Origin of the sequence: Hymenobacter jeongseonensis, assembly GCF_015694725.1 — a bacterium.
GTDB lineage: Bacteria > Bacteroidota > Bacteroidia > Cytophagales > Hymenobacteraceae > Hymenobacter > Hymenobacter jeongseonensis.
The window spans coordinates 116,010-135,288 of record NZ_JADQDQ010000007.1 but is presented as its reverse complement, the minus strand read 5'-3'; the positions used below and the strand labels follow the sequence as shown (position 1 = coordinate 135,288).

Here is a 19,279-nt window from a genome sequence, read left to right as displayed (position 1 = left end):
CCAGCCTCGCAGCCCCAATCCTCTGTTCCAAATACCAATGCCCACTCGTAAAAAGAATTCTCCTAAAAGCCCTTGTCCACTACCCCACGGCATCCTCATCGCTATTGGCGGGCACGAAGAAAAAAGCCTGCACCCCGGGGCCGATGCCGATGCCGAACATGCCCCTGATGCCATTCTGCGCCGGTTTGTGCAGGAGTTGCACGGCAAAGGGCTGGTCATTGTGGTGCCCACCGCCTCCGACGAGCCCGAAGCCGCTGCCCAGGACTACGTCGACGTATTCACCGCGCTGGGGGTGAAGCGGGTCGAAGTGTTCAATGCCCGGGAGCGGGCCGATGCTGAAGACGAACAAGCGCTACAACTGCTCGACGAAGCGGCGGGCGTCCTGTTCACCGGTGGCGACCAATTGCGACTCACCGCGCTGCTGGGCGGCACGGCGTGGCTGCGCCGCCTCAAAGAGCGCTACGCCACCGATGCCATTGTGATAGGCGGCACCAGCGCCGGCGCCACCGCCATGAGCACACCCATGATTTACCAGGGGCGCGACAACCAAGGCATGCGGAAGGACGAAATCCACATCACCACCGGCCTACAACTGATGCACGACGTGGCCATCGATACGCACTTTGTGGCCCGTGGGCGCATTGTGCGCATGGCCCAGATTATTGCCACCAACCCCGGCTGCATCGGCCTGGGCCTGGAGGAAGACACGGGCGTGGTCGTGACCCAAGGCTACGAACTGGAAGTCATCGGCAGCGGCGTGGTGACCGTGGTGGAAGGCCAGACCGTGACCGCCACCAACATCCACCTCATCGAGCCGGGCGAACCCTTCACCATCCGCGACCTGCGGGTCCACATCCTCAGCTGTGGTGAGCGCTACACTCTGCCCATCCAAGAAGCCCTGCACCGCTGAGCCGCCCGTTTTTCACTTTCTAGCAAAGGCACCGCGGTTGATTCGCAAGATTTCGGTTTGCCTATGGAAAATGAAGTTAGACTGGCTCCGGTTGCGCGAAGCTTGTTTCTTTGCGCTGCATGAATACCCAAACGCGCCAACTGCAGTACTTCTTCTTCGGGCAGAATTTCTCGGACGGGGTGCGCACCACGCTGGCCATTCTGGTGCCGGCGCTGGTGTTTGCGCAGCTGGGCCATTTTGAAGCGGGCATCACGGTTTCCACCGGGGCCGTGTGCCTGAGCGTGACCGACGTGCCCGGCCCGGCCCGGCACCGGCGCAACGGCATGCTGGCCGCACTGGCGCTGGTGGTCGTCACCGCGCTGGTCACGGGGCTGGCAGCCAGCAACGTGTGGCTGCTGGGCTTGGTGGTGGGCGGGCTCAGCTTTGGGCTGACCATGCTGCTGGTGTGGGGCGCCCGGGCCGGGGCCGTGGGCACCGCCGCCCTGCTGAATGCCGTGCTGGTGCTGGCCCAGCCGCCCACCTTGCCGCAACTGCTGCCGCACGTGGGACTGTTGCTGCTGGGTGGCCTGTGGTATGCGGGCTTGGCGCTGCTGGTGCACCAGGTGCGGCCCTACCGCCCAGCCCAGCAGGCCCTAGGCGAGTGCATTCACGCCCTGGCGCAGTTTCTGGAAATAAAAGCACGGTTCTACAACCCCCAAACCGCACTCGACGACGACTACCGGCAGCTCGTAGCGCAGCAGGTGGTGGTGAATGAAAGGCAGGAAGCCGTGCGCGACGTGCTGTTCCGCACCCGCCAGATTGTGAGCGAAAGCACCAGCACCGGCCGCCGTCTGGTGCTCACTTTCGTCGAAACCGTGGATTTGTACGAGCGCATCACGGCTGGCTACTACGACTATGCCGCCGTGCGCGCCGCCTTTGGCCCCAGCGGGGTGCTGCCGGAGGTGGCCGCCCTCATTCGCCACCTGGCCGCCGAAATCGACCACCTGGGGGTGGCCATTCAAGCCAACCGGCCCTATGCCGGCGCCGGCCCCGACCTCAGCGCCGAGCTGGCGCACCTGCAAGTCCGCATCAGCGCCCTCGACGCCGACCCCAAAGTTGATGGCAGTACGCTGGTGCTGAAGAAAATACTCGTTAATCTGCGCGACATTACCCGGCGGGTGGGTAACATTCGCCGCTACTTCGACGAGAGCTTGGCGGCGGCCGCGCCCGCGCCGGACCGCACCAGCGACCACGGCCGGTTTGTGGCGCACCAGGAGGTGGAGCTTCAGGCGTTGGGTCAGAATCTGGCCATGAAATCGGCCGTTTTCCGCCATTCGCTGCGGATGATGCTGGCCTGTTTGGTGGCGTTTGGCGTGGCCCAGTGGCTCTGGCGCGGCGAGCACAATTACTGGATTCTGATGACCGTAACCATCATGCTCAAGCCCGGCTTCAGCCTCACCCGGCAGCGCAACACCGAGCGGATTCTGGGCACGCTGGCGGGCGGCGCGCTGGGGGCGGCCGTGCTCTGGCTCGTGCCCTGGACCGATGCGCAATTTGCGATTCTGGTGGTTTTTATGGTGGTGGCCTACAGCTTTCAACGGACCAAGTATTTGGTAACGGTGGTGTTCCTGACGGCCTTTCTGCTGATTCTTTTCAGCTTCCTGGGGCTGAACTACATTGGCGTGGTGGAGGAGCGGATTGCGGATACGCTCATGGGGTGCGCCATTGCCTTTTCGGCCGGCTATTTCCTGTTTCCCAACTGGGAATCGGACCAACTGACCGACCACATGTCGGCCGCCCTGCGCGCCAACCTGGCCTACCTACGCCAGCTGGCCAACCGCCTCGCCGGCCGCCCCCTGCCGCCCAACGAGTACCGCCTGTTGCGCAAAGACGTGTACGTGAGCGGCGCCAACCTCGCGGCGGCCTTCCAGCGCATGCTCACCGAACCCAAAAGCAAGCAGCACCAACCCACCAAAACCCACGAGTTTGTGGTACTGAACCACATTCTCTCGTCTAATATTGCGGCCCTCACCGCCACCCTGCGCGAGGCCGCACCCGCCGTGCCGCCCTTCCCAGCCGAGAGCCGCCGCGCCCTCACCAGCGCCCTGGCCACGCTGCACAAAAGCCTCGCCCTCATTGCCCCCGCTGCTACAATGCCCGCGCCCGAGCTGCCCGCCGCCGAACCGGCCGCGCCCATTGCTGAAGACGATAAGTCGCTGCTGGAACAGCTCACGTTTCTACAAAAAGTGAGCAGCGACATCAGCAAAGTAACCGAAGGCTTGGTGGGGGCAAGCCGTTAGCCGGGCGCGAAGCAGGTATGCGTCGGGGCACGCCGGTTGGCTTTCGCGCAGCTCTCAGCACGGCAGCTGCACGACTATTCGGGTGCCCACTTCGGGCGTTTCAATGCTCAGGTTGCCATTCAGGTAAGCAACGCGGGTGCGCACGCCGCGCAAGCCAATGCCGGTGATGGGCGCATCTTCGCCTTTGCCGAAGCCGCGGCCGTCGTCTTGCACGCACAGCTCCAGTACGGGCGGGCGGCAGCGGAGGTGCACCTGCACGTGCTTAGCCTGGGCGTGGCGCATGGCGTTGTTCACCAACTCGGCTACGATGCGATAGGCCACCGATTGCACCGTTTGGGGCAGGTGGTCGAGCCCGGCGTCGAAGTGGGTGTGGACCTGCAGCGTGCCGTGCAGGTTCAGGGCCCGGCAGAGGGCGGCTACGGAGGTGGTGAGGCGGCTGGTGCCGGGCTCGGCGGGCAGCAGGGCGTGGCTGAGCTGCCGAACCTGCGCGTAGAGCTGGCCCAGCATTTCTTCGGTGAGCTGGCCCACGGAAGCAGCGGCCGGGGCGGTGGCCAAGGCGTCGCGCACAGCTTGGCTTTGCCAGGCCATGTGCAGGGCCGCCAGGTTGGGACCCATGGCGTCGTGCAGTTCCCGGGCCAGTTGCTCGCGTTCGGCGTCCTGGGCCGCAATGAGGCGACTGCCCAGTGCGTTGCGCTGCTGCAGCTCCCGGATGCGCAGGCGGGTATTTTGCCGCAGCGTGTGGCGGAAGCGGCCAGTGAGCAGGGCGCTGAGCACCAGCAGCTCCCAAAACAGGCCCCAGGCCAGGGCATTAGGATACACCGGGTTGAAACTGGTGAGGCCCAAATGATTGAGCCAGAACACGGCGAAGCCAGTGAAAAAGAACAAGTAGGTGAGGGCATAATAAGCCGCCAGGCGCCGACGACGGCGCCGCCTCAACACCGACAGCAGCGTAAACCAGCCATAGCCAAAGATGAAGAGCAGCAGCACTTCGCGCGTGCCGTTTAGCCAATTCACCAGCGCCAGGCTGTGGCCCACGGCCCACGGGTACAGCACCGAGTACACCCCCACAAAGCCCGCCGCACCCCCCGCCAGCCATTGCCCCGCCCGATACAACCCGCGCCAGCCGCTGCGGAGCCGCAGGAACAGTTGCATGATGCGAATGCCCGCCGCCCCTGCCAGAATGATGAAATTGTACTGCCCCACCGACCACAGCAGCCGGTAGGGCGCCGGGGGCAGCAGCAGGGCATCCAGCCCGTCCTCCATCATCAGAAACAGCGTGACGCACACCACGTAGGCCCCGTACCAGAGGTGAATGCGGTCGCGCAGAAAGGCGAACAGCACCAAGTTGAAGAGCGCGCTGCTCAGGTAAAAGCCCAGCAGCAGCACCCAGTGGCGCTCAAATGGAAACCCCATTTCCCAGCTCAGAAACCGCTCGGTGGTTTCGATGTACGTGGGCAAATACACGCCGCCGGTGTGCACGTCTGCGCGCAGGTACAGCACTGCCGCCTCGCCGGGCTTCAGCGTGAAGGGAAAGCTGAGCGCGCGGGCCGGAAACAGCCGTTCGGCCGCTGGCGTCCAGGAGCTGGCCGCGCCCAGGCGGGTGAACCGGGTTTCGCCCTGCCGGCGGCAGTACAGCGCGGCGCTATCGGTGAAGTTGAAGATGCTCCACACAAAACGCAGGCGCTCGGCCGCGGTGTTGCGCACGGGCAGCCGCATCCAAACCCGTTGGTGCAGCGTGCCCAGGTTGAGGGGTTTGTGCCAGGCGCCGGGCCGGAATTTGCCCGCCCGCCACTGGGCCTCGGCCTGCTCTGGGTTGGGCGGCACACTGAAGGGCTCGGTATAGTAGCGGTACGCTTCCGATACGTGCGGCTCATCGGCGTCTTTTAGTAGAAGCGTGTCGCGCCGGGCCGGGCCGGGAGCTGCCTGTACGTTTCCAGTGCCCACCAGCCACCATCCCAACAGCAAGGCATGGAAGAAAAGACGCCGCATGAGGACAAGGAAAAAGCGAACTAAGCAAAGCAAATAACCGCAAATAACTGTAAATTCAAGTATTTAAAAGTAATCCGTTCTGGGTAGTTCGTGATGTGCCGGCCTGGCTTATTTCGAAGGGATAAGCAGCAAGGATATCAGTAAAATGAAAAAGCCAGTTCCGATTTTGAACTGGCTTTTTTTACGTTGCGGGACTTGTAGAATAGGAGTGGTGACTGGCGGCTGGCGCAGCGTGGCCGCTCGAATTATTTGCGTGGTTTTTTCCGCCCTGAACCGCCGGGAAGTTTTCCGCCGCCGTCGTTTTTATTCACCGTGGCCCATGCCCGCGCTTCGGCTTCGTCCTTGGGCACGCCTTGCTTTTCGTAGCCTTCTTCGATGTGCTCGGCTTGGCGCTTCTGCTTGTCGGTGTATTTCGACTTATCTCCCTGTGGCATGACCGTAGCTGTTTGTGGATGGAAGAAATAGGGCTTGGGGCAGCAAGCGCATCTTATTTTTACGTGGGCCGCAGGGTAGGAGTTAGGTAGCGCTTGCTACCTTCGTTTCGCTGCTGGCCTTCCCACTCTGCTTATGCGCCACGTCGCCGACATTCCCCATCCCGCCGTTAAAATCACGCTCTTGGCCTGGAACGGCAAGTTTTTGCTGAAGCTAGAACAAGGCAATCTGGAGCAGACCTACAAAGTTGCGGAGCTTGACCTGCTCACCGGCACCGACGCCGAAGTGCGCGAGCTACTCGACGAAGCGTTTCTCGCCGCTGCCATTGCCCGCTTCCAGGACATGCGCGCCGACTTGCAGGCCGCCTTCGAGCGCCACGAGCTGCGCTAGGCCCTTTCACTAATCATTTCCCCTTCCCGATGCCCAAATTATTCGCTCCACTGCTGGTCTTGGTGAGCCTGCTCACGGTTGCGCCGGCTTTTGCTCAGCTCTACGACGTGCGCGCCAGCGAGGTGAACTACGACAAAAAGACCCGGGCGGCCCTCAAGGTGCAGGTTGATGGCAAAGCGTCCGACGTGCGGGATTTTTTCCAGGAATGGATGAAGAAGAACTACAACGTCAAGTTTAAGAACGGCGGCCTGCTGGGGCTGCTGGGCAAAAACGACGCCCTCATTGCCCGCCAAACGGCGGCCAACGCCATTTCCGGAAAGCTCGTGGACCTGTACGCCACCGTGGTGGCGCCTACCGATTCCACTTCGGAAGTAGCCGTGTTCGGGGGCTTCGACGATAACACCTTCTTCGACCCCGACAAAACGGCCACCGAGTACTCGGCCCTGCGGGTTATGGCCCAAACCTTTGCCACCGCCGCCCGCCTCAAAGCCTACCGCGACCAGATTGCCGAAGCCGAGAAAAATCTGAAGAACGCCGAAAAGGAAAAAGAGAAGCTCGAAAAGAACCGGATTTACCTCCAAAACAACACCACTTCCAATTTGGCCAAAATTGAAGAGCTGTTGAAGAAAAACGTCGAAAATGCGCAGCAAATGCGTTCTGATTCGGTTTCGCTTATCAAAACCGGGCAGGTCCTCGACCAGAGCCGCGTGCAACTGCAGCGCCGCCGCGACCGGCTCTCGGCACTCGACCGCAAGAACTAGGCCGGGCGCGGGCCGTACTCAGGCTATGGAAAACCCATCTTCACCCCTCGATACCCTGCGTCAACTCAAGGAGATGCTGGATGCCGGGGCCCTAACCCCCACCGAATTTGAGGCCCTGAAACAGCGTCTGGTGTTCAGCGAGCAAGCGCTGCAGTCGCCGCCGCCGTCCACCTCGCTGCTACCTGCCCCGGCGCCATTTGCATCGGTTCCACCGACCGCCGTTCCGCCTGCTTTGCCTCCCGTTAAGTCGTCGCCCACGGATTACGGGCCGCCCGTGGCCCGGCCGCAGCAGATAAGCACGGAACCGGGGTCACCAGACTTTGGCAGTACGCCTGCCCCAGCGCATCAGGAATCCCTTACTTCGCTTGGCAGTCCGCAGCCGCCGGTAGCCGGGCCATCTGGTCTGGTGCCACCCGCTACCCCGCTTTCCCAGCTGATTGTGGAGTCGCTTAATAAGGCGCCCGCCGGCAGCCGCCCTGTGCCGCCCGCGCCCGTTGCCTCGCTGCCACCCCGGTATTCTGAACCCAGCACGGTGCCACCGGCAGTGCCGCCGGTGCTCGCCGAGCCGCCTCCCGTGCCGGAAGCGGACCCGGAAGGCTGGACGGACGACGAGTTTCCGGAATCCGCAAGGCCAGCGGCCCGCAGTCCGCTGGCCCTGATTCTGTCCATTGGCGGTTTGCTGGCGTTGCTGGGCTTGGTTTTGTACCTCTCGCTCAACCGGCCGCCTTCGGAGCGCCTGTCCAGCACCAGCCGGACTGCTGCTGATTCGGTGGCAACCAGCATCGAGGTTGGCCCGCAGGCCGAGCCGTTGCCTCCCTCAGCCGAGGCCGTGCCCGAAACCATTCGCGTGGTGCCTACCAATCCGGCGCCGCTGGCTCCAAGCCGGCCCGCGCCGGTAGTACAGGATTCGGTGGCCGTGACGCCCGCCGCGCCCGCACCAGCCGATTCGACGGACACACCTTAAGTAACTAGCACGGGGGCGCGTCTGCTGCTGCTTATCGTTTCGCCGCCCGCGGAATTTGTACCCTCGCTATTCAACATCCCGGCCACGGGGCCGTAAGAAAAACATCAGCCCTGACCGGCTGAGGTTTTTTCTTTCCACTAATCCGCTGGCTATTCATGGCTTTTTCTCAATTTCTATCGTCGGCCCTGCTGGTGGGGCTGGCTGCTGCAAGCCTCGGGCTGGGCAGCTGCTCGTCGCCCAACAAAGATTCGGAGAGCATTGCGGTATCGGCGGGTCCCGATTCCACGGCAACCGGGCTCGATGACGTGCCGGCCAACTCGCCCCTACAGGTAGTGGCCGAATTCGCGGGGCCCCAGATGGTTGGGGTGGCGGTGGCACCCGGGGGCCAGGTTTTCGCCTGCTTTCCGCGCTGGGACCACAATCCCGTGTACCCCATTGCCCAGGTCGGGCCCAACAATACCCTCACTCCCTACCCCAATGCCAGCTGGTGCCTGTGGAATGACTCGGTAAGGAATGCGCCGCAAAAGCACTGGATTTGCCCCCAAACCGTGCACACCGACAAAGCGGGCATGGTGTGGGTGCTCGACCCGGCCTCGCCCGGCATCAAAGGCACCGTGCCCGGTGGCCCCAAGCTGGTGAAGACGGACCCCAAAACCGGGCAGGTGCTGCTCACCATTCCGTTCCCGGAGAGCGTGGCGCCCCGCAAGTCCTACCTCAACGATGTGCGGATTGACCTGCAAAACAACTACGCTTACCTTACCGAATCCGGCACCGGCGCGTTGGTGGTGGTCGATTTGAAAACCAATAAGTCGCGTCGCCTCCTGGACACCCACCCGTCTACCAAGGCCGAAAAAGGACTGGTGATAAAAGCCGAGGGCCACGCCATGATTGACGCCCAGGGCAAGCCCGCGCAGTTCAACGCCGACGGCATTGCCCTGAGCACCGACAACACCTACCTGTATTACTGCCCGCTCACGGGCCACACGCTCTACCGCATCAAAACCGCCGCCCTGCGCGATGCCACGCTCAGCCCCGCCCAGCTTGGCCAGCAGGTGGAGAACCTGGGGACCATTCCGGCTACCGACGGCATGGAAATCGACGCGGCCAACAACGTTTACCTCACTTCCTTCGAGCAGAGTGCCTTGGTGCGCCGCACCCCCGCTGGCAAGATTGAAACCATTGCCAAAGACCCGCGCCTGCAGTGGCCCGATACCTACAGCTTTGCTGCCGACGGCAGCCTCTACGTGGCCAATTCGGCCATTCACAAAATGCCAAGCTGGAACAAGGGCGTGGGCCAGCCGCAACAGCCCTTCCGCATCTTCAAGATGGCCTTGCCAAAGTAAAATGACTGGTTCAATAGGCACTAAAAAAAGCCGCGCCTTCAAGAGGCGGGGCTTTTTTAGTGGGGCAGCCGTTGCGGCAACCAGTGGCTTACAGCGCGCTTACCTGGTAAGCGACTTTCTGGATTTTAACGCCTTTGGTAAAGATGTCCAGGTTTTCACTGGTATGAGCCAGAATGTCCATGCAGTGGCGGTGCCGCTTGTTCATGGTGTCGTGAATGGTGTACACGCCATCGAGTTTGGCGGAGATGCCCGTGACGCGCACGGTGTCCCCGAATGCGAATTTTCCACCCCAGGGCTTCAGCAAATCGCGCGACAAGGCCATCCAGCGCTTTTTGGTCCCGTAGTGCGGTTTAATCCGCGAATTATCGGCCGTGATGAACGGCTCGCTGTCCGTTTGGCCCGGCACAGCTTCGTAGATGGTGGCCGTCACCCGATAAGTTAGGCTTTGGGCGACGTATGTTTTTGCCTTTTTAACGTTAATTTTTTCACTTTCCATCCGGCGCTCAGCTGGGCGGCGGGCAACTTCTAGCGGCGATATAAACTTAACCAGTCCGGTTGCTTTGTTAGTGGCTGGTGACGAGGAGAAAAGGGGTGCTGTAAATGCGGAGGCTGCTAAAAGGATGTCTAGAAATAACCGTACACTACTCATTTAAAAGGGTTTCGTTCGTCCGCCATTCTTCGCCTGGCAGTATAGGCGTCCCCCGATTTTTGTGCAAGGGAAAAGTGTTAACGATTAGATAGATAGATAAGTTTTCCGAAAATAAATTATCCAACTCGAAGGTGCTTTACGGGCTGTATGGCGCCTTAATAGTCGAAAGTTTATAGAAGAAATCAGGCCCATGCAGGAGGTTACGGTCCGAACTGCTCGGAATAAAAAGCTGCGACTTATATTATCTCGGCTGGACCTGCGTAAGCAGTGTCCCGGTTCATCCCCTCAATTTTTGATAAATTGGCCAGCCAACCCAAATAGAATTTGGGGAAGCGGAAAATTATAGCGTTTAACGTCAGGTTAATTCGTTTAGTCGAATTTAGGTTTTTGCCTGACTTTTAAGCTCCCTACTTTTACGCAGCCTTACCCACCCTGCTTTTCTCATGGACGCATACTCGTATATCGCCAACGCCGACGCGGCGGCTATTGAAACCCTCTACCAAGCCTACCAGCAAAACCCGGAGTCGGTTGATTTTGGCTGGCGTAAGTTTTTTGAGGGTTTTGACTTCTCGCAGCAGTTTCCGGAAGGCGCCCCCGTCGTTCCCGGCAACGGCAGCACCACCAACGGTTCGGCTACCACTGCCCCGGCCGCGCCAGCAGCAGGCACCCCGACCGGTCCGCAAATCGACGGATTTGGGGTGTTGGAAACCGCCGCTTCCACCAACAACGCGCCCGGCTTCAGCAGCGGTGAGGCGGTGGCCAGCGACAAGGAAACGGCCGTGCGCAACCTCATCCACGCCTACCGCAGCCGCGGCCACTTGCGCGCCAAAACCAACCCGGTGCGCGAGCGCAAAGACCGCAAAGCCCGCCTCGACCTGGCCGATTTTGGCTTGAGCGAATCCGACATGGACACGGCTTTTTCCAATGGCGAGGGCTTGGGCCTGGGTTCTAAAGCCACCCTGCGCGAAATCGTGGCGGCGCTGGAGAAGATTTACACCGGCGCCATTGGCTTCGAGTACATGTACATCCGCGACCCGCAGGTGCTGGACTGGTTCCGCGAGAAAGTGGAGCGCGCCTCGCTGGCGTTCAACCCCGGCGTGGAGTACAAGAAGCGCATTCTGAAGAAGCTGAACGAGGCCGTCGTGTTCGAGAATTTCCTGCACACCAAGTTTTTGGGGCAGAAGCGCTTCTCGCTCGAAGGCGGCGAAACGACCATCCCCGCGCTGGATGCCATCATCGGCAAGGGCGCCGAGCTAGGCGTGAAAGAGGTGATGATTGGCATGGCCCACCGCGGCCGCTTGAACGTGCTGGCCAACATCATGGGCAAGACCTACGAGCAGATTTTCTCGGAGTTTGAAGGCACCGCCGTGCCCGACCTGACCATGGGCGACGGCGACGTGAAGTACCACATGGGCTACAGCTCGGAGGTGGAAGCCAGCGGCGGCCAGAAAGTGAACCTGAAGCTAGCGCCCAACCCCTCGCACCTTGAGGCGGTGAACCCGGTGGTGGAAGGCTTCGTGCGCGCCAAAATCGAGCACCAGTACGCCAACGACTACCACCAGATTCTGCCCATTCTGATTCACGGCGACGCCGCCTTGGCCGGCCAGGGCATTGGGTACGAATTGACCCAAATGTCTTTGCTGGAAGGCTACAAGACGGGCGGCACCATCCACTTCGTAATTAACAACCAGGTTGGTTTTACGACCGATTTTGAGGACGCCCGCTCGTCGATTTACTCGACCGATTTGGCCAAAATTATTGATGCGCCGGTGGTGCACGTGAACGGCGACAACCCCGAAGCGGTGGTGTTTGCCGTGCAGCTGGCTACGGAATACCGCCAGCAGTTCCACGCCGATATCTTCATTGACATGGTGTGCTACCGCCGCCACGGCCACAACGAGTCGGACGAGCCCAAGTTCACGCAGCCCACGCTCTACAACATCATCTCGAAGCACCAGAACCCGCGCGAGGTGTACAACGCCATGCTGGTGCAGCGCGGCGACGTGGACGCCGAACTGGCCGCCCAGATGGACAAGGAGTTCCGCGACACCCTGCAGGCCCGCCTGGACTTGGTGAAGCAGAAGCCGCTCCCCTACAACTACCAGGCGCTGGAAAACGAGTGGCGCAGCCTGCGCCGCTCCAAGCCCGAGGACTTCGACCAGTCGCCCGAAACCGGCGTCAGCGAAGACACGGTGCAGCGCGTGGCCAAAGCTCTGACCAGCTTGCCCGAAGGCTTCAAGCCGCTGAAGCAGATTGATAACCTGCTGAAGGAGCGCAAGAAAATGTTCTACGACACCCGTGTGCTGAACTGGGCCGCCGGCGAATTGCTGGCGTATGGTTCGCTGCTGGCCGAAAACCACATTGTGCGCGTGAGCGGCCAGGACGTGCAGCGTGGCACGTTCTCGCACCGCCACGCCGTGTTGCATGATGCCGAAACCTCGGCGCCTTACAACTCGCTGAACTTCATGGAAGGCGAGAACGAGAAACTGAGCATCTATAACTCGCTGCTGAGCGAGTACGCGGTGCTGGGCTTCGAATTCGGCTACGCCATGGCCAACCCCACGGCCCTGGTGGTGTGGGAAGCGCAGTTCGGCGACTTCGCCAACGGCGCTCAGACCATGATTGACCAGTTCATCGTGAGCTCGGAAAGCAAGTGGCAGCGCATGAACGGCGTGGTGATGCTGCTGCCCCATGGTTACGAAGGCCAGGGCCCGGAGCACTCCAACGCCCGCCCCGAGCGGTTCCTGCAGCTGGCGGCCGAGCACAACATCGTGGTGGCCAACATGACCACGCCGGCCAACTTCTTCCACGCCCTGCGCCGCCAGCTCACCTGGAGCTTCCGCAAGCCACTGGTGGTGATGTCGCCGAAGTCGATGCTGCGCAACCCGCTGTGCGTGTCGCCCATTGAGGAGTTCACCAACGGCACCTTCCGCGAGGTGCTCGGCGACACGTTTGCCGACGCCAAAAAGGTGAAGCGCGTGCTGCTGTGCTCGGGCAAAGTCTACTTCGACCTGCTGGAAGAGCAGCGCGAATCCAAGCGCACCGACGTGGCCATTGTGCGCCTCGAGCAGTTGCACCCTTTCCCCAAAAAGCAGCTCGATGCCGAGCTGGCCAAGTACCCCAAGGCCAAGCTGTACTGGGTGCAGGAAGAGCCCGAAAACATGGGCTACTGGAACTACATGCTCCGCTACATGCGCCGCGAGCTGGAAGACGTTATTGCCCGCAAGCCGTCGGCGTCGCCGGCCACGGGCTACAACAAAATCCACGTAAAAGAGCAGAAGGACCTGGTGGGCCGGGCTTTCGACAAGCCGAAAGAGGCCGTGGCCAACGACACCATTGAAGCCACGGCGGAAATCGCCAAGAAACAGGACTAGCTGCCGGCTGTGGGCCGCCGATGTGGCGGTTCAGCTTACTTTCTGCGTAGGAAGTGAGCGTTGCCTAGCACTCAATCAAATTCAGAAAATTTCTTTTCCCGCCACCCTAGTTTATGGCCCTCGAAATCAAAATTCCCGCCGTTGGCGAATCCATTACCGAAGTCACGATTGCGAAGTGGCTCAAACAGGACGGCGACGCCGTGAAGCGCGACGAAGTAATTGCCGAGCTGGAATCGGACAAAGCCACGTTTGAGCTGCCCGCCGAAGCCGACGGTATTCTGAAAATTCGCGTGGCCGAGGGCGAAACCATCGGCATCGGCACCATTATCGCCGATTTGGATGGCGCGGGCGGCAACGGTGCGGCCCCTGCGGCGGCAGCAAGTCCTGCTCCGGCAGCAGCGCCAGCCGCAGTCCCCACAGCGACGGCCGACCCAGTTGCTAAAGGCGAGGAAAACCCGGCGGCCAGCAACCAGTCTGGCTACGGCGGCGCGCCCGCTGGCAACGAGAGCAAGGACCCGGCTACGCCCGGCGCTCCGGCAGCTGCTGCTGCGCCCGCTGCTGGCGGTGCCGCCCCGGCTGGTGGCGGAACCATTGAGATGAAAATCCCCACCGTGGGCGAGTCCATCACCGAGGTAACCGTGGCCAAGTGGCTGAAGGAAGACGGCGCCCAAGTGAGCCGCGACGAGGTAATTGCCGAGCTGGAATCGGACAAAGCCACGTTTGAGCTGCCCGCCGAAGGCAGCGGCACCCTGCGCCACGCCGTGAAAGAAGGCGAAACTATTGCCATCGGCACCGTGATTGCGCGGATTGAAGGCGGCAGTGGCGCTGGTGCTGCCCCGGCTCCGGCCGCTGCGGCCCCGGCTGCGCAAGCTGCTCCTACTGCCGCGCTGGCTTCGGCCCCCGCCGCTGGTGGTGCGGCCACGTATGCTACTAGAGTGCCTTCGCCGGCTGCTGGCAAGATTTTGGGTGAAAAAGGCATTGCGGCCACCGACGTGGCCGGCACCGGCCGCGACGGTCGCATCACCAAAGAAGATGCCCAAAACGCGCAGGCCAAACCAGCTGCGCCAGCCCCTCAGGCCGCGCCAGCCGCTGCTCCGGCCGCTCCGGCCCCGGCCGCCAGCAGCGCACCCGCCGCCAGCGGCACCCGCACCCAGCGCCGCGAGCGGATGAGCAACCTGCGCAAAACGGTGGCTCGCCGCTTGGTGACGGTGAAGAACGAGACGGCTATGCTTACCACCTTCAACGAGGTGAACATGCAGCCCATCATGGACCTGCGCACGAAGTTCAAGGACAAGTTCAAGGAAAAGAACGGCGTGGGCCTCGGCTTCATGTCCTTCTTCACCAAGGCCGTGTGCGTGGCCCTGAAGGAATGGCCTTCGGTGAACGCCCAGATTGACGGCACGGATATCGTGTTCAACGATTTCTGCGACATCAGCATCGCTGTTTCGGCCCCGAAAGGCCTCGTAGTGCCGGTGATTCGCAATGCCGAATTGCTGTCATTTGATGGCGTGGAGAAGGAAGTGGTGCGCCTCGCCACCCTGGCCCGCGACAACAAGCTCACCATCGAGCAGATGACCGGCGGCACGTTCACCATCACCAACGGCGGCGTGTTTGGCTCGATGATGAGCACCCCGATTATCAACGCCCCGCAATCGGCCATTTTGGGCATGCACAACATCGTGCAGCGCCCCATCGCCGAAAACGGCCAAGTGGTGATTCGCCCCATGATGTACCTGGCCCTGAGCTACGACCACCGCATCATCGACGGCCGCGAATCGGTGAGCTTCCTGGTGCGGGTGAAGGAGCTGCTGGAAGACCCCACGCGCCTGCTGTTGGGCGTGTAAGCTGGATTTTTGATACAAAAAGTGGCCGACAAGTAATGTCGGCCACTTTTTTTGTGCGCTGGATGGCCCAAAGTCATTTCCTGGCGTTTAAGAGGACTCATCCGCTCTCGCTATGAAACAATCCAAAAAGTCCCGCCCCGCTAAATTTTGGCCCGTGATGGGTTTCGCCACTTTGGCTGGTATGCGCAGCATGAGTGCGCCGGCCTTTCTAAGCCATTACCTCTCGCGGCAGCCCCATGCCGGCCTGGATGGCTCGCCGCTGCGCTTCCTGCAAAAGCCATTTACGGCAGGCTTGCTGAAGCTGGCGGCGGCTGGCGAAATCGTGGCCGACAAACTGCCGAATACGCCCGACCGCATTGCCTTACCCGTGATGACGGGGCGGCTGATTTCAGGGGCGTTGGTGGGAGCAGCTTGGTACAAATCGCGACACGGCAGCGCAGTAGGCGGCGGGCTATTGGGCTCCGCAGCGGCGTTTGCGGCCACCATCGTGAGCTACGCGCTGCGCACGGGCATCAGCGATAAATCGGGCGTACCGATTGCGCTGGTGGGCGTGGGCGAGGATGCGCTGGTGCTGGCCAGTGGCGCGGCACTGATTAGCGCCCAGCGCCCGGCTGCTAGCGAGTGGCACCCCATGTAGCGTGGACTCTGCGAGTCCGCGTTTCGTTCGGCCAATCCGTGCATACGCGGACTCGCAAAGTCCACGCTATTATAGCAATGACAGCGGGTTGGGACTCATGCGGTGCTCGAACATGGCCCCAATGTTTTGGGCTTTGAGCTTAGCCTCGGTGGCATGGGGCCCGGCAAACAGTTCGTCGACACTGGCGTTGAACAGCGCCAGCCATTGCTGAAAGTGCGCCGCCTTGATGGGCAATGGGAAGTGCTTGGCCATGGGCCGGCCCTTGTAGCGGCTGGTGCCGAGGAGCACGCTGCTCCAAAAGTCGTACATGGTGGGCAGGTGCGTGGCCCAGTCCACCTGCGCCACGTCGTTGAAGATGGGCCGGAGCAGCGCATCGTCATCCACGCGTGCATAAAAGGTGTCGACGAGCTTCACGATGTAGGCTTCGGTATTCAGGTCGGGCAGGGGAGTGGCCATGGGAAAGCGGGCAATGGTGCCAATTAGGGATAAATGCGTTGGCCTTGAAAGTGGGCCGCGCGGGATTTAATCACCACCGCTAGCCCCGCGCCGGGTGCCCACAGCTAGCAGATTCAGTTTTTTACTGCTACTTCAGGTACGGTAACTGGTGCTTCGGTTTTGCGTCGCCCGCCCAGCACCACCAGCACCACGGCCAGTACAATGAGCGCCGCGCCGCCCAGCATTTGCGGGTTCAGCACTTCGCCGGCGAAAGCCCAGCCGAGCAGCACGGCCACCACCGGATTGACGAAAGCATAGGTGCCCGCCAGTGCCGGCTCTACCACGCGCAGCAGCCAGATATAAGCCGTGAACGCCACGATGGACCCGAACGTGACCAAGTAGGCATAGGCCATCCAGGATTTGGCGGTAACCTGTGCTACCTCGAATCCTGCGCTTTCGCCCCGCGCCAGGCCCAGAATTAGCATGGCCACACCGCCGCAAATCATCTGCATGCCGCCCGAGATGAAAGGCGAGGAAGCCGGCTGGTGCTTCTTGGAGTACAGTGAGCCCACCGACCACATCACGGCCGCCAGCAGCACCAGCGTAATGCCAATTTCAGAGTGGCCCGGCCGCGGCACGCCCGCCGAACTGGGGTGTGCGGCCAGTAAATACATACCCAGCAGGCCCGCCGCCAGCCCCACCGACACCCAGCGCGTGGGCCGGGGCGTAACGCCGCTCAACCACCCCAGCAACGCCAGGAACATGGGCACCGTGGCCACCAGCAGCGACGTGGTGCCGCTGGGCAGATACAGCACCCCAAACGTGGTGCCGCCGTTACCAAAACCCAACAAGCAAATGCCGATGACCAAGGCATGGCCCCAACCCCGCCAGGTGGGTCGGGGCTCGCCGCGCAGCCGCATGGCAGCATAGAGCAGCCCGCCTGCAATGCCATAGCGCGTGCCGGCCATGAGCAGCGGCGGCATGCTGGCCACGGCAAATTTCATAACCAGATAGGTAGAGCCCCAGATTAGATAAACGGCAGCAAATGCTAACAACAGGGCCACCCGCGACGGGGCAGCAACTAAATTCGAATTCGGCATACAATCGATAAAAACTGCCGCAAAATTACGTTCGGGGCACGCGGCAACGTGGGAAAGCTTTGTAAAAAGGCCGTCATGCAGAGCGCCGCGAAGCATCTCGCGTGCCACTACTAACTCAATCGGTTGGTTTTACTATCTGCACGCGAGATGCTTCGCGGCGCTCTGCATGACATTTTTCAGAGGCAGACGTTCTTACAGCATCGTAGCCGACCCAAGCACGTAGCATTAATACCCGTTGCCTTTGTTGCTTTGTAGCATGATGAACAACAAAGCGCTTACTCTACTGCTGTTGCTGCTAGGTTCTGTCGGTACCGCCACGGCCCAGTTGCTGCAACCCAAGCCTGCCTTTACCCGCGCCGATTCGCTGCGGGGCAGCCTCACCACACCGCTGCGCACCTGCTACGACCTCAACTACTACCACCTCGACGTGAAGCTGGACCCGGCCAAGCGGTTCATCAGCGGCTCCAACCTGTTTCGCTTCACGGCCGCGCAGGATTTTACCCGGTTGCAGTTCGACTTGTTTGCCAACTTGAAAGTGGAGAAGGTGCTTTACCAGGGCCAGGAAGTACCCTTTACCCGCGAGGCCAATGCGGTGTTCGTCACTTTCCCCAAACCCATTGCCCAAGGCAGTCGCGACGAGTTCAAGGTGTACTATTCCGGCAATCCCACCGTGGCGAAAAAAGCGCCCTGGGACGGCGGCATGGTCTTCACGCAGGACGCCAAGGGCAAGCCCTGGGTGGCCACCGCCTGCCAGGGCACGGGTGCCAGCATCTGGTGGCCCACGAAGGACCAGCAAGCCGATGAGGTCGACAGCATGCTCATCAGTGTGAGCGTGCCCAATGGCCTCAAAGACGTGTCGAACGGCCGCTTGCGCAAAACCACCAAGCTCAAGGGCGGCTACACCCGTTTCGACTGGGCCGTGCGCAACCCCATCAACAACTACGACGTGGCCCTGAACGTGGGCAACTACCAGCACTTCAGCGGCGGCACCTACGCCGGCGAAAAGGGTCCTCTCACGGTTGACTACTGGGTGCTGCCCGAAAACCTGGCCAAGGCCAAAAAGCAGTTTGCCGACAACGTGCCCCCCATGCTTAAGTCCATGGAAAACTGGTTCGGTCCGTATCCTTTCTACGAAGACGGCTACAAGCTGGTAGATGCTCCACACCTCGGGATGGAGCACCAAAGTGCCGTGGCCTACGGCAATAAGTACCAGAACGGCTACCTCGGCAACGACCGGTCGGCCACGGGCTGGGGTTCCAAGTGGGATTTTATCATCATCCATGAAAGCGGGCACGAGTGGTTCGGTAACAACATCACCACCAAGGATATTGCCGATATGTGGGTGCACGAAGGCTTCACCTGCTACTCAGAAGCCCTGTTTGTTGAAAGCCAGTTTGGCAAGCAAGCCGGGCAGAAATACATCCACGGCCAGCGCCGCAACATTCAGAACAACGGCCCCATCATCGGCCCTTACGGCGTGAACCAGGAAGGCTCGGGCGACATGTACGACAAGGGCAGCAACCTGCTCAACATGCTGCGCACCGTCATCAACGACGACGCGAAGTGGCGCCAGCTGCTGCGTGGCTTGTCATCGACTTTCTACCACCAAACCGTGACCGGCCAGCAAGTCATCGACTATTTCAACCGCGAAAGCGGCCGGGACCTTACCAAAATCTTCGACCAATACTTGCGCCATCCCAGCCTGCCCACGTTGGAAATACGCTTCGAAAACAACCAAGTGCTGGCACGCTGGGTATCCGATGTGAAAGGATTCGACATGCCGGTTCGCATGCGCTTGAAAGGCGGGGAATACCAGTTTATTCCGCTCACCACCAAGTTTGAACCCGTTAAAGAACTGGCCGGCGCCACCAAAGAAAACCTGGAAGTCGACACGTTCAACTACTACATCGGCGTGCTGGTGGAGTAATTCCCCCGGTCATGCAGAATAATGCCGGTCATGCAGAGCGGAGCATCTTGCGTGCTTTAACTAATTACTGGGAGCACGCGAGATGCTTCGCTGCGCTCTGCATGACCGGTGTTTGCGGCCGGTTCGTGATGGCTTTTAACAGAGGGACAAAAAAGCTCCCAATGCTGTTGCTCAACGTTTCTTGAAGCGCGCCAAGTGGCCCCAAGCGCCTGCGCCGTAATTTGGCCATTCGATTACCAAAGCCC

The 19,279-nt window shown here is 61.1% G+C and carries 15 protein-coding genes; 10 read left to right on the top strand and 5 right to left on the bottom strand.

Features of this window, described 5'->3' with window-relative positions; all coding sequences use genetic code 11:
- The first annotated feature begins 37 nt into the window (after positions 1-37).
- Positions 38-910, top strand: coding sequence for a cyanophycinase (locus I2I05_RS14915; protein WP_196283076.1), 873 nt, complete (start codon positions 38-40; stop codon positions 908-910).
- A gap of 119 nt (positions 911-1,029) precedes the next feature.
- Positions 1,030-3,189: an FUSC family membrane protein gene (locus I2I05_RS14910; protein ID WP_196283075.1), complete on the top strand. Its 2,160-nt coding sequence runs from the start codon at positions 1,030-1,032 to the stop codon at positions 3,187-3,189.
- A gap of 54 nt (positions 3,190-3,243) precedes the next feature.
- Here the strand turns inward: I2I05_RS14910 and I2I05_RS14905 are convergent, their stop codons facing one another.
- Positions 3,244-5,178 carry a sensor histidine kinase gene (locus I2I05_RS14905; protein WP_196283074.1) on the bottom strand — a complete coding sequence of 645 codons (1,935 nt, stop codon included), beginning with the start codon at positions 5,176-5,178 and terminating at the stop codon, positions 3,244-3,246.
- 245 nt (positions 5,179-5,423) lie between these two features.
- On the bottom strand, positions 5,424-5,612 hold the full coding sequence (locus I2I05_RS14900) for a hypothetical protein (protein ID WP_196283073.1): 189 nt from the start codon (positions 5,610-5,612) through the stop codon (positions 5,424-5,426).
- A 133-nt stretch (positions 5,613-5,745) separates the two neighbouring features.
- Here I2I05_RS14900 and I2I05_RS14895 point away from each other — a divergent pair, with 133 nt between their 5' ends.
- The 4 genes from I2I05_RS14895 to I2I05_RS14880 all read left to right on the top strand — a co-directional run bounded on the left by I2I05_RS14895 (position 5,746) and on the right by I2I05_RS14880 (position 9,068).
- Complete coding sequence (locus I2I05_RS14895; RefSeq protein ID WP_196283072.1) at positions 5,746-6,000, top strand: hypothetical protein; 255 nt, start codon at positions 5,746-5,748, stop codon at positions 5,998-6,000.
- Positions 6,001-6,029: 29 nt separating this feature from the next.
- Complete coding sequence (locus I2I05_RS14890; RefSeq protein WP_196283071.1) at positions 6,030-6,761, top strand: hypothetical protein; 732 nt, start codon at positions 6,030-6,032, stop codon at positions 6,759-6,761.
- A 25-nt stretch (positions 6,762-6,786) separates the two neighbouring features.
- Positions 6,787-7,725 (top strand): SHOCT domain-containing protein, encoded by a 939-nt coding sequence (locus I2I05_RS14885; protein WP_196283070.1) that lies wholly within the window; start codon positions 6,787-6,789, stop codon positions 7,723-7,725.
- A 155-nt stretch (positions 7,726-7,880) separates the two neighbouring features.
- A complete protein-coding gene (locus I2I05_RS14880; protein ID WP_196283069.1) occupies positions 7,881-9,068 on the top strand; it encodes an SMP-30/gluconolactonase/LRE family protein in 1,188 nt (395 codons plus the stop codon).
- Between the two features lie 88 nt (positions 9,069-9,156).
- Here the strand turns inward: I2I05_RS14880 and I2I05_RS14875 are convergent, their stop codons facing one another.
- Positions 9,157-9,498, bottom strand: coding sequence for an RlpA-like double-psi beta-barrel domain-containing protein (locus tag I2I05_RS14875; protein WP_196283068.1), 342 nt, complete (start codon positions 9,496-9,498; stop codon positions 9,157-9,159).
- Between the two features lie 662 nt (positions 9,499-10,160).
- On the opposite strand from I2I05_RS14875, the gene I2I05_RS14870 reads away from it, so the two are divergent.
- The 3 genes from I2I05_RS14870 (at position 10,161) to I2I05_RS14860 (ending at position 15,572) form a co-directional block, all read left to right on the top strand.
- On the top strand, positions 10,161-13,091 hold the full coding sequence (locus tag I2I05_RS14870; RefSeq protein ID WP_196283067.1) for a 2-oxoglutarate dehydrogenase E1 component: 2,931 nt from the start codon (positions 10,161-10,163) through the stop codon (positions 13,089-13,091).
- A gap of 113 nt (positions 13,092-13,204) precedes the next feature.
- Complete coding sequence (odhB, locus tag I2I05_RS14865; RefSeq protein ID WP_196283066.1) at positions 13,205-14,935, top strand: 2-oxoglutarate dehydrogenase complex dihydrolipoyllysine-residue succinyltransferase; 1,731 nt, start codon at positions 13,205-13,207, stop codon at positions 14,933-14,935.
- Between the two features lie 112 nt (positions 14,936-15,047).
- Positions 15,048-15,572, top strand: coding sequence for a DUF4126 family protein (locus I2I05_RS14860; protein ID WP_196283065.1), 525 nt, complete (start codon positions 15,048-15,050; stop codon positions 15,570-15,572).
- Between the two features lie 69 nt (positions 15,573-15,641).
- On the opposite strand, the gene I2I05_RS14855 is transcribed toward I2I05_RS14860, so the two are convergent.
- Together I2I05_RS14855 and I2I05_RS14850 are read right to left on the bottom strand one after the other, a co-directional pair.
- Positions 15,642-16,028, bottom strand: a complete 387-nt coding sequence (locus I2I05_RS14855; protein WP_196283064.1) for a group III truncated hemoglobin — start codon at positions 16,026-16,028, stop codon at positions 15,642-15,644.
- 113 nt (positions 16,029-16,141) lie between these two features.
- Entirely contained in the window at positions 16,142-17,107 is a 966-nt protein-coding gene (locus I2I05_RS14850) for an EamA family transporter (RefSeq protein WP_196283063.1), read from the bottom strand.
- 256 nt (positions 17,108-17,363) lie between these two features.
- Between I2I05_RS14850 and I2I05_RS14845 the strand changes: the two genes are divergently transcribed.
- Entirely contained in the window at positions 17,364-19,034 is a 1,671-nt protein-coding gene (locus I2I05_RS14845; RefSeq protein ID WP_196283062.1) for a M1 family metallopeptidase, read from the top strand.
- The last annotated feature ends 245 nt before the right edge of the window (positions 19,035-19,279 follow it).

What these genes read in the sequence shown, in the direction of transcription:
- I2I05_RS14915 (WP_196283076.1), top strand. Translation starts at nt 38, where the DNA reads ATGCCCACTCGTAAAAAGAATTCTCCTAAAAGCCCTTGTCCACTACCC.
- I2I05_RS14910 (WP_196283075.1), top strand. Translation starts at nt 1,030, where the DNA reads ATGAATACCCAAACGCGCCAACTGCAGTACTTCTTCTTCGGGCAGAAT.
- I2I05_RS14905 (WP_196283074.1), bottom strand. Translation starts at nt 5,178, where the DNA reads ATGCGGCGTCTTTTCTTCCATGCCTTGCTGTTGGGATGGTGGCTGGTG.
- I2I05_RS14900 (WP_196283073.1), bottom strand. Translation starts at nt 5,612, where the DNA reads ATGCCACAGGGAGATAAGTCGAAATACACCGACAAGCAGAAGCGCCAA.
- I2I05_RS14895 (WP_196283072.1), top strand. Translation starts at nt 5,746, where the DNA reads ATGCGCCACGTCGCCGACATTCCCCATCCCGCCGTTAAAATCACGCTC.
- I2I05_RS14890 (WP_196283071.1), top strand. Translation starts at nt 6,030, where the DNA reads ATGCCCAAATTATTCGCTCCACTGCTGGTCTTGGTGAGCCTGCTCACG.
- I2I05_RS14885 (WP_196283070.1), top strand. Translation starts at nt 6,787, where the DNA reads ATGGAAAACCCATCTTCACCCCTCGATACCCTGCGTCAACTCAAGGAG.
- I2I05_RS14880 (WP_196283069.1), top strand. Translation starts at nt 7,881, where the DNA reads ATGGCTTTTTCTCAATTTCTATCGTCGGCCCTGCTGGTGGGGCTGGCT.
- I2I05_RS14870 (WP_196283067.1), top strand. Translation starts at nt 10,161, where the DNA reads ATGGACGCATACTCGTATATCGCCAACGCCGACGCGGCGGCTATTGAA.
- odhB (WP_196283066.1), top strand. Translation starts at nt 13,205, where the DNA reads ATGGCCCTCGAAATCAAAATTCCCGCCGTTGGCGAATCCATTACCGAA.
- I2I05_RS14860 (WP_196283065.1), top strand. Translation starts at nt 15,048, where the DNA reads ATGAAACAATCCAAAAAGTCCCGCCCCGCTAAATTTTGGCCCGTGATG.
- I2I05_RS14855 (WP_196283064.1), bottom strand. Translation starts at nt 16,028, where the DNA reads ATGGCCACTCCCCTGCCCGACCTGAATACCGAAGCCTACATCGTGAAG.
- I2I05_RS14850 (WP_196283063.1), bottom strand. Translation starts at nt 17,107, where the DNA reads ATGCCGAATTCGAATTTAGTTGCTGCCCCGTCGCGGGTGGCCCTGTTG.
- I2I05_RS14845 (WP_196283062.1), top strand. Translation starts at nt 17,364, where the DNA reads ATGATGAACAACAAAGCGCTTACTCTACTGCTGTTGCTGCTAGGTTCT.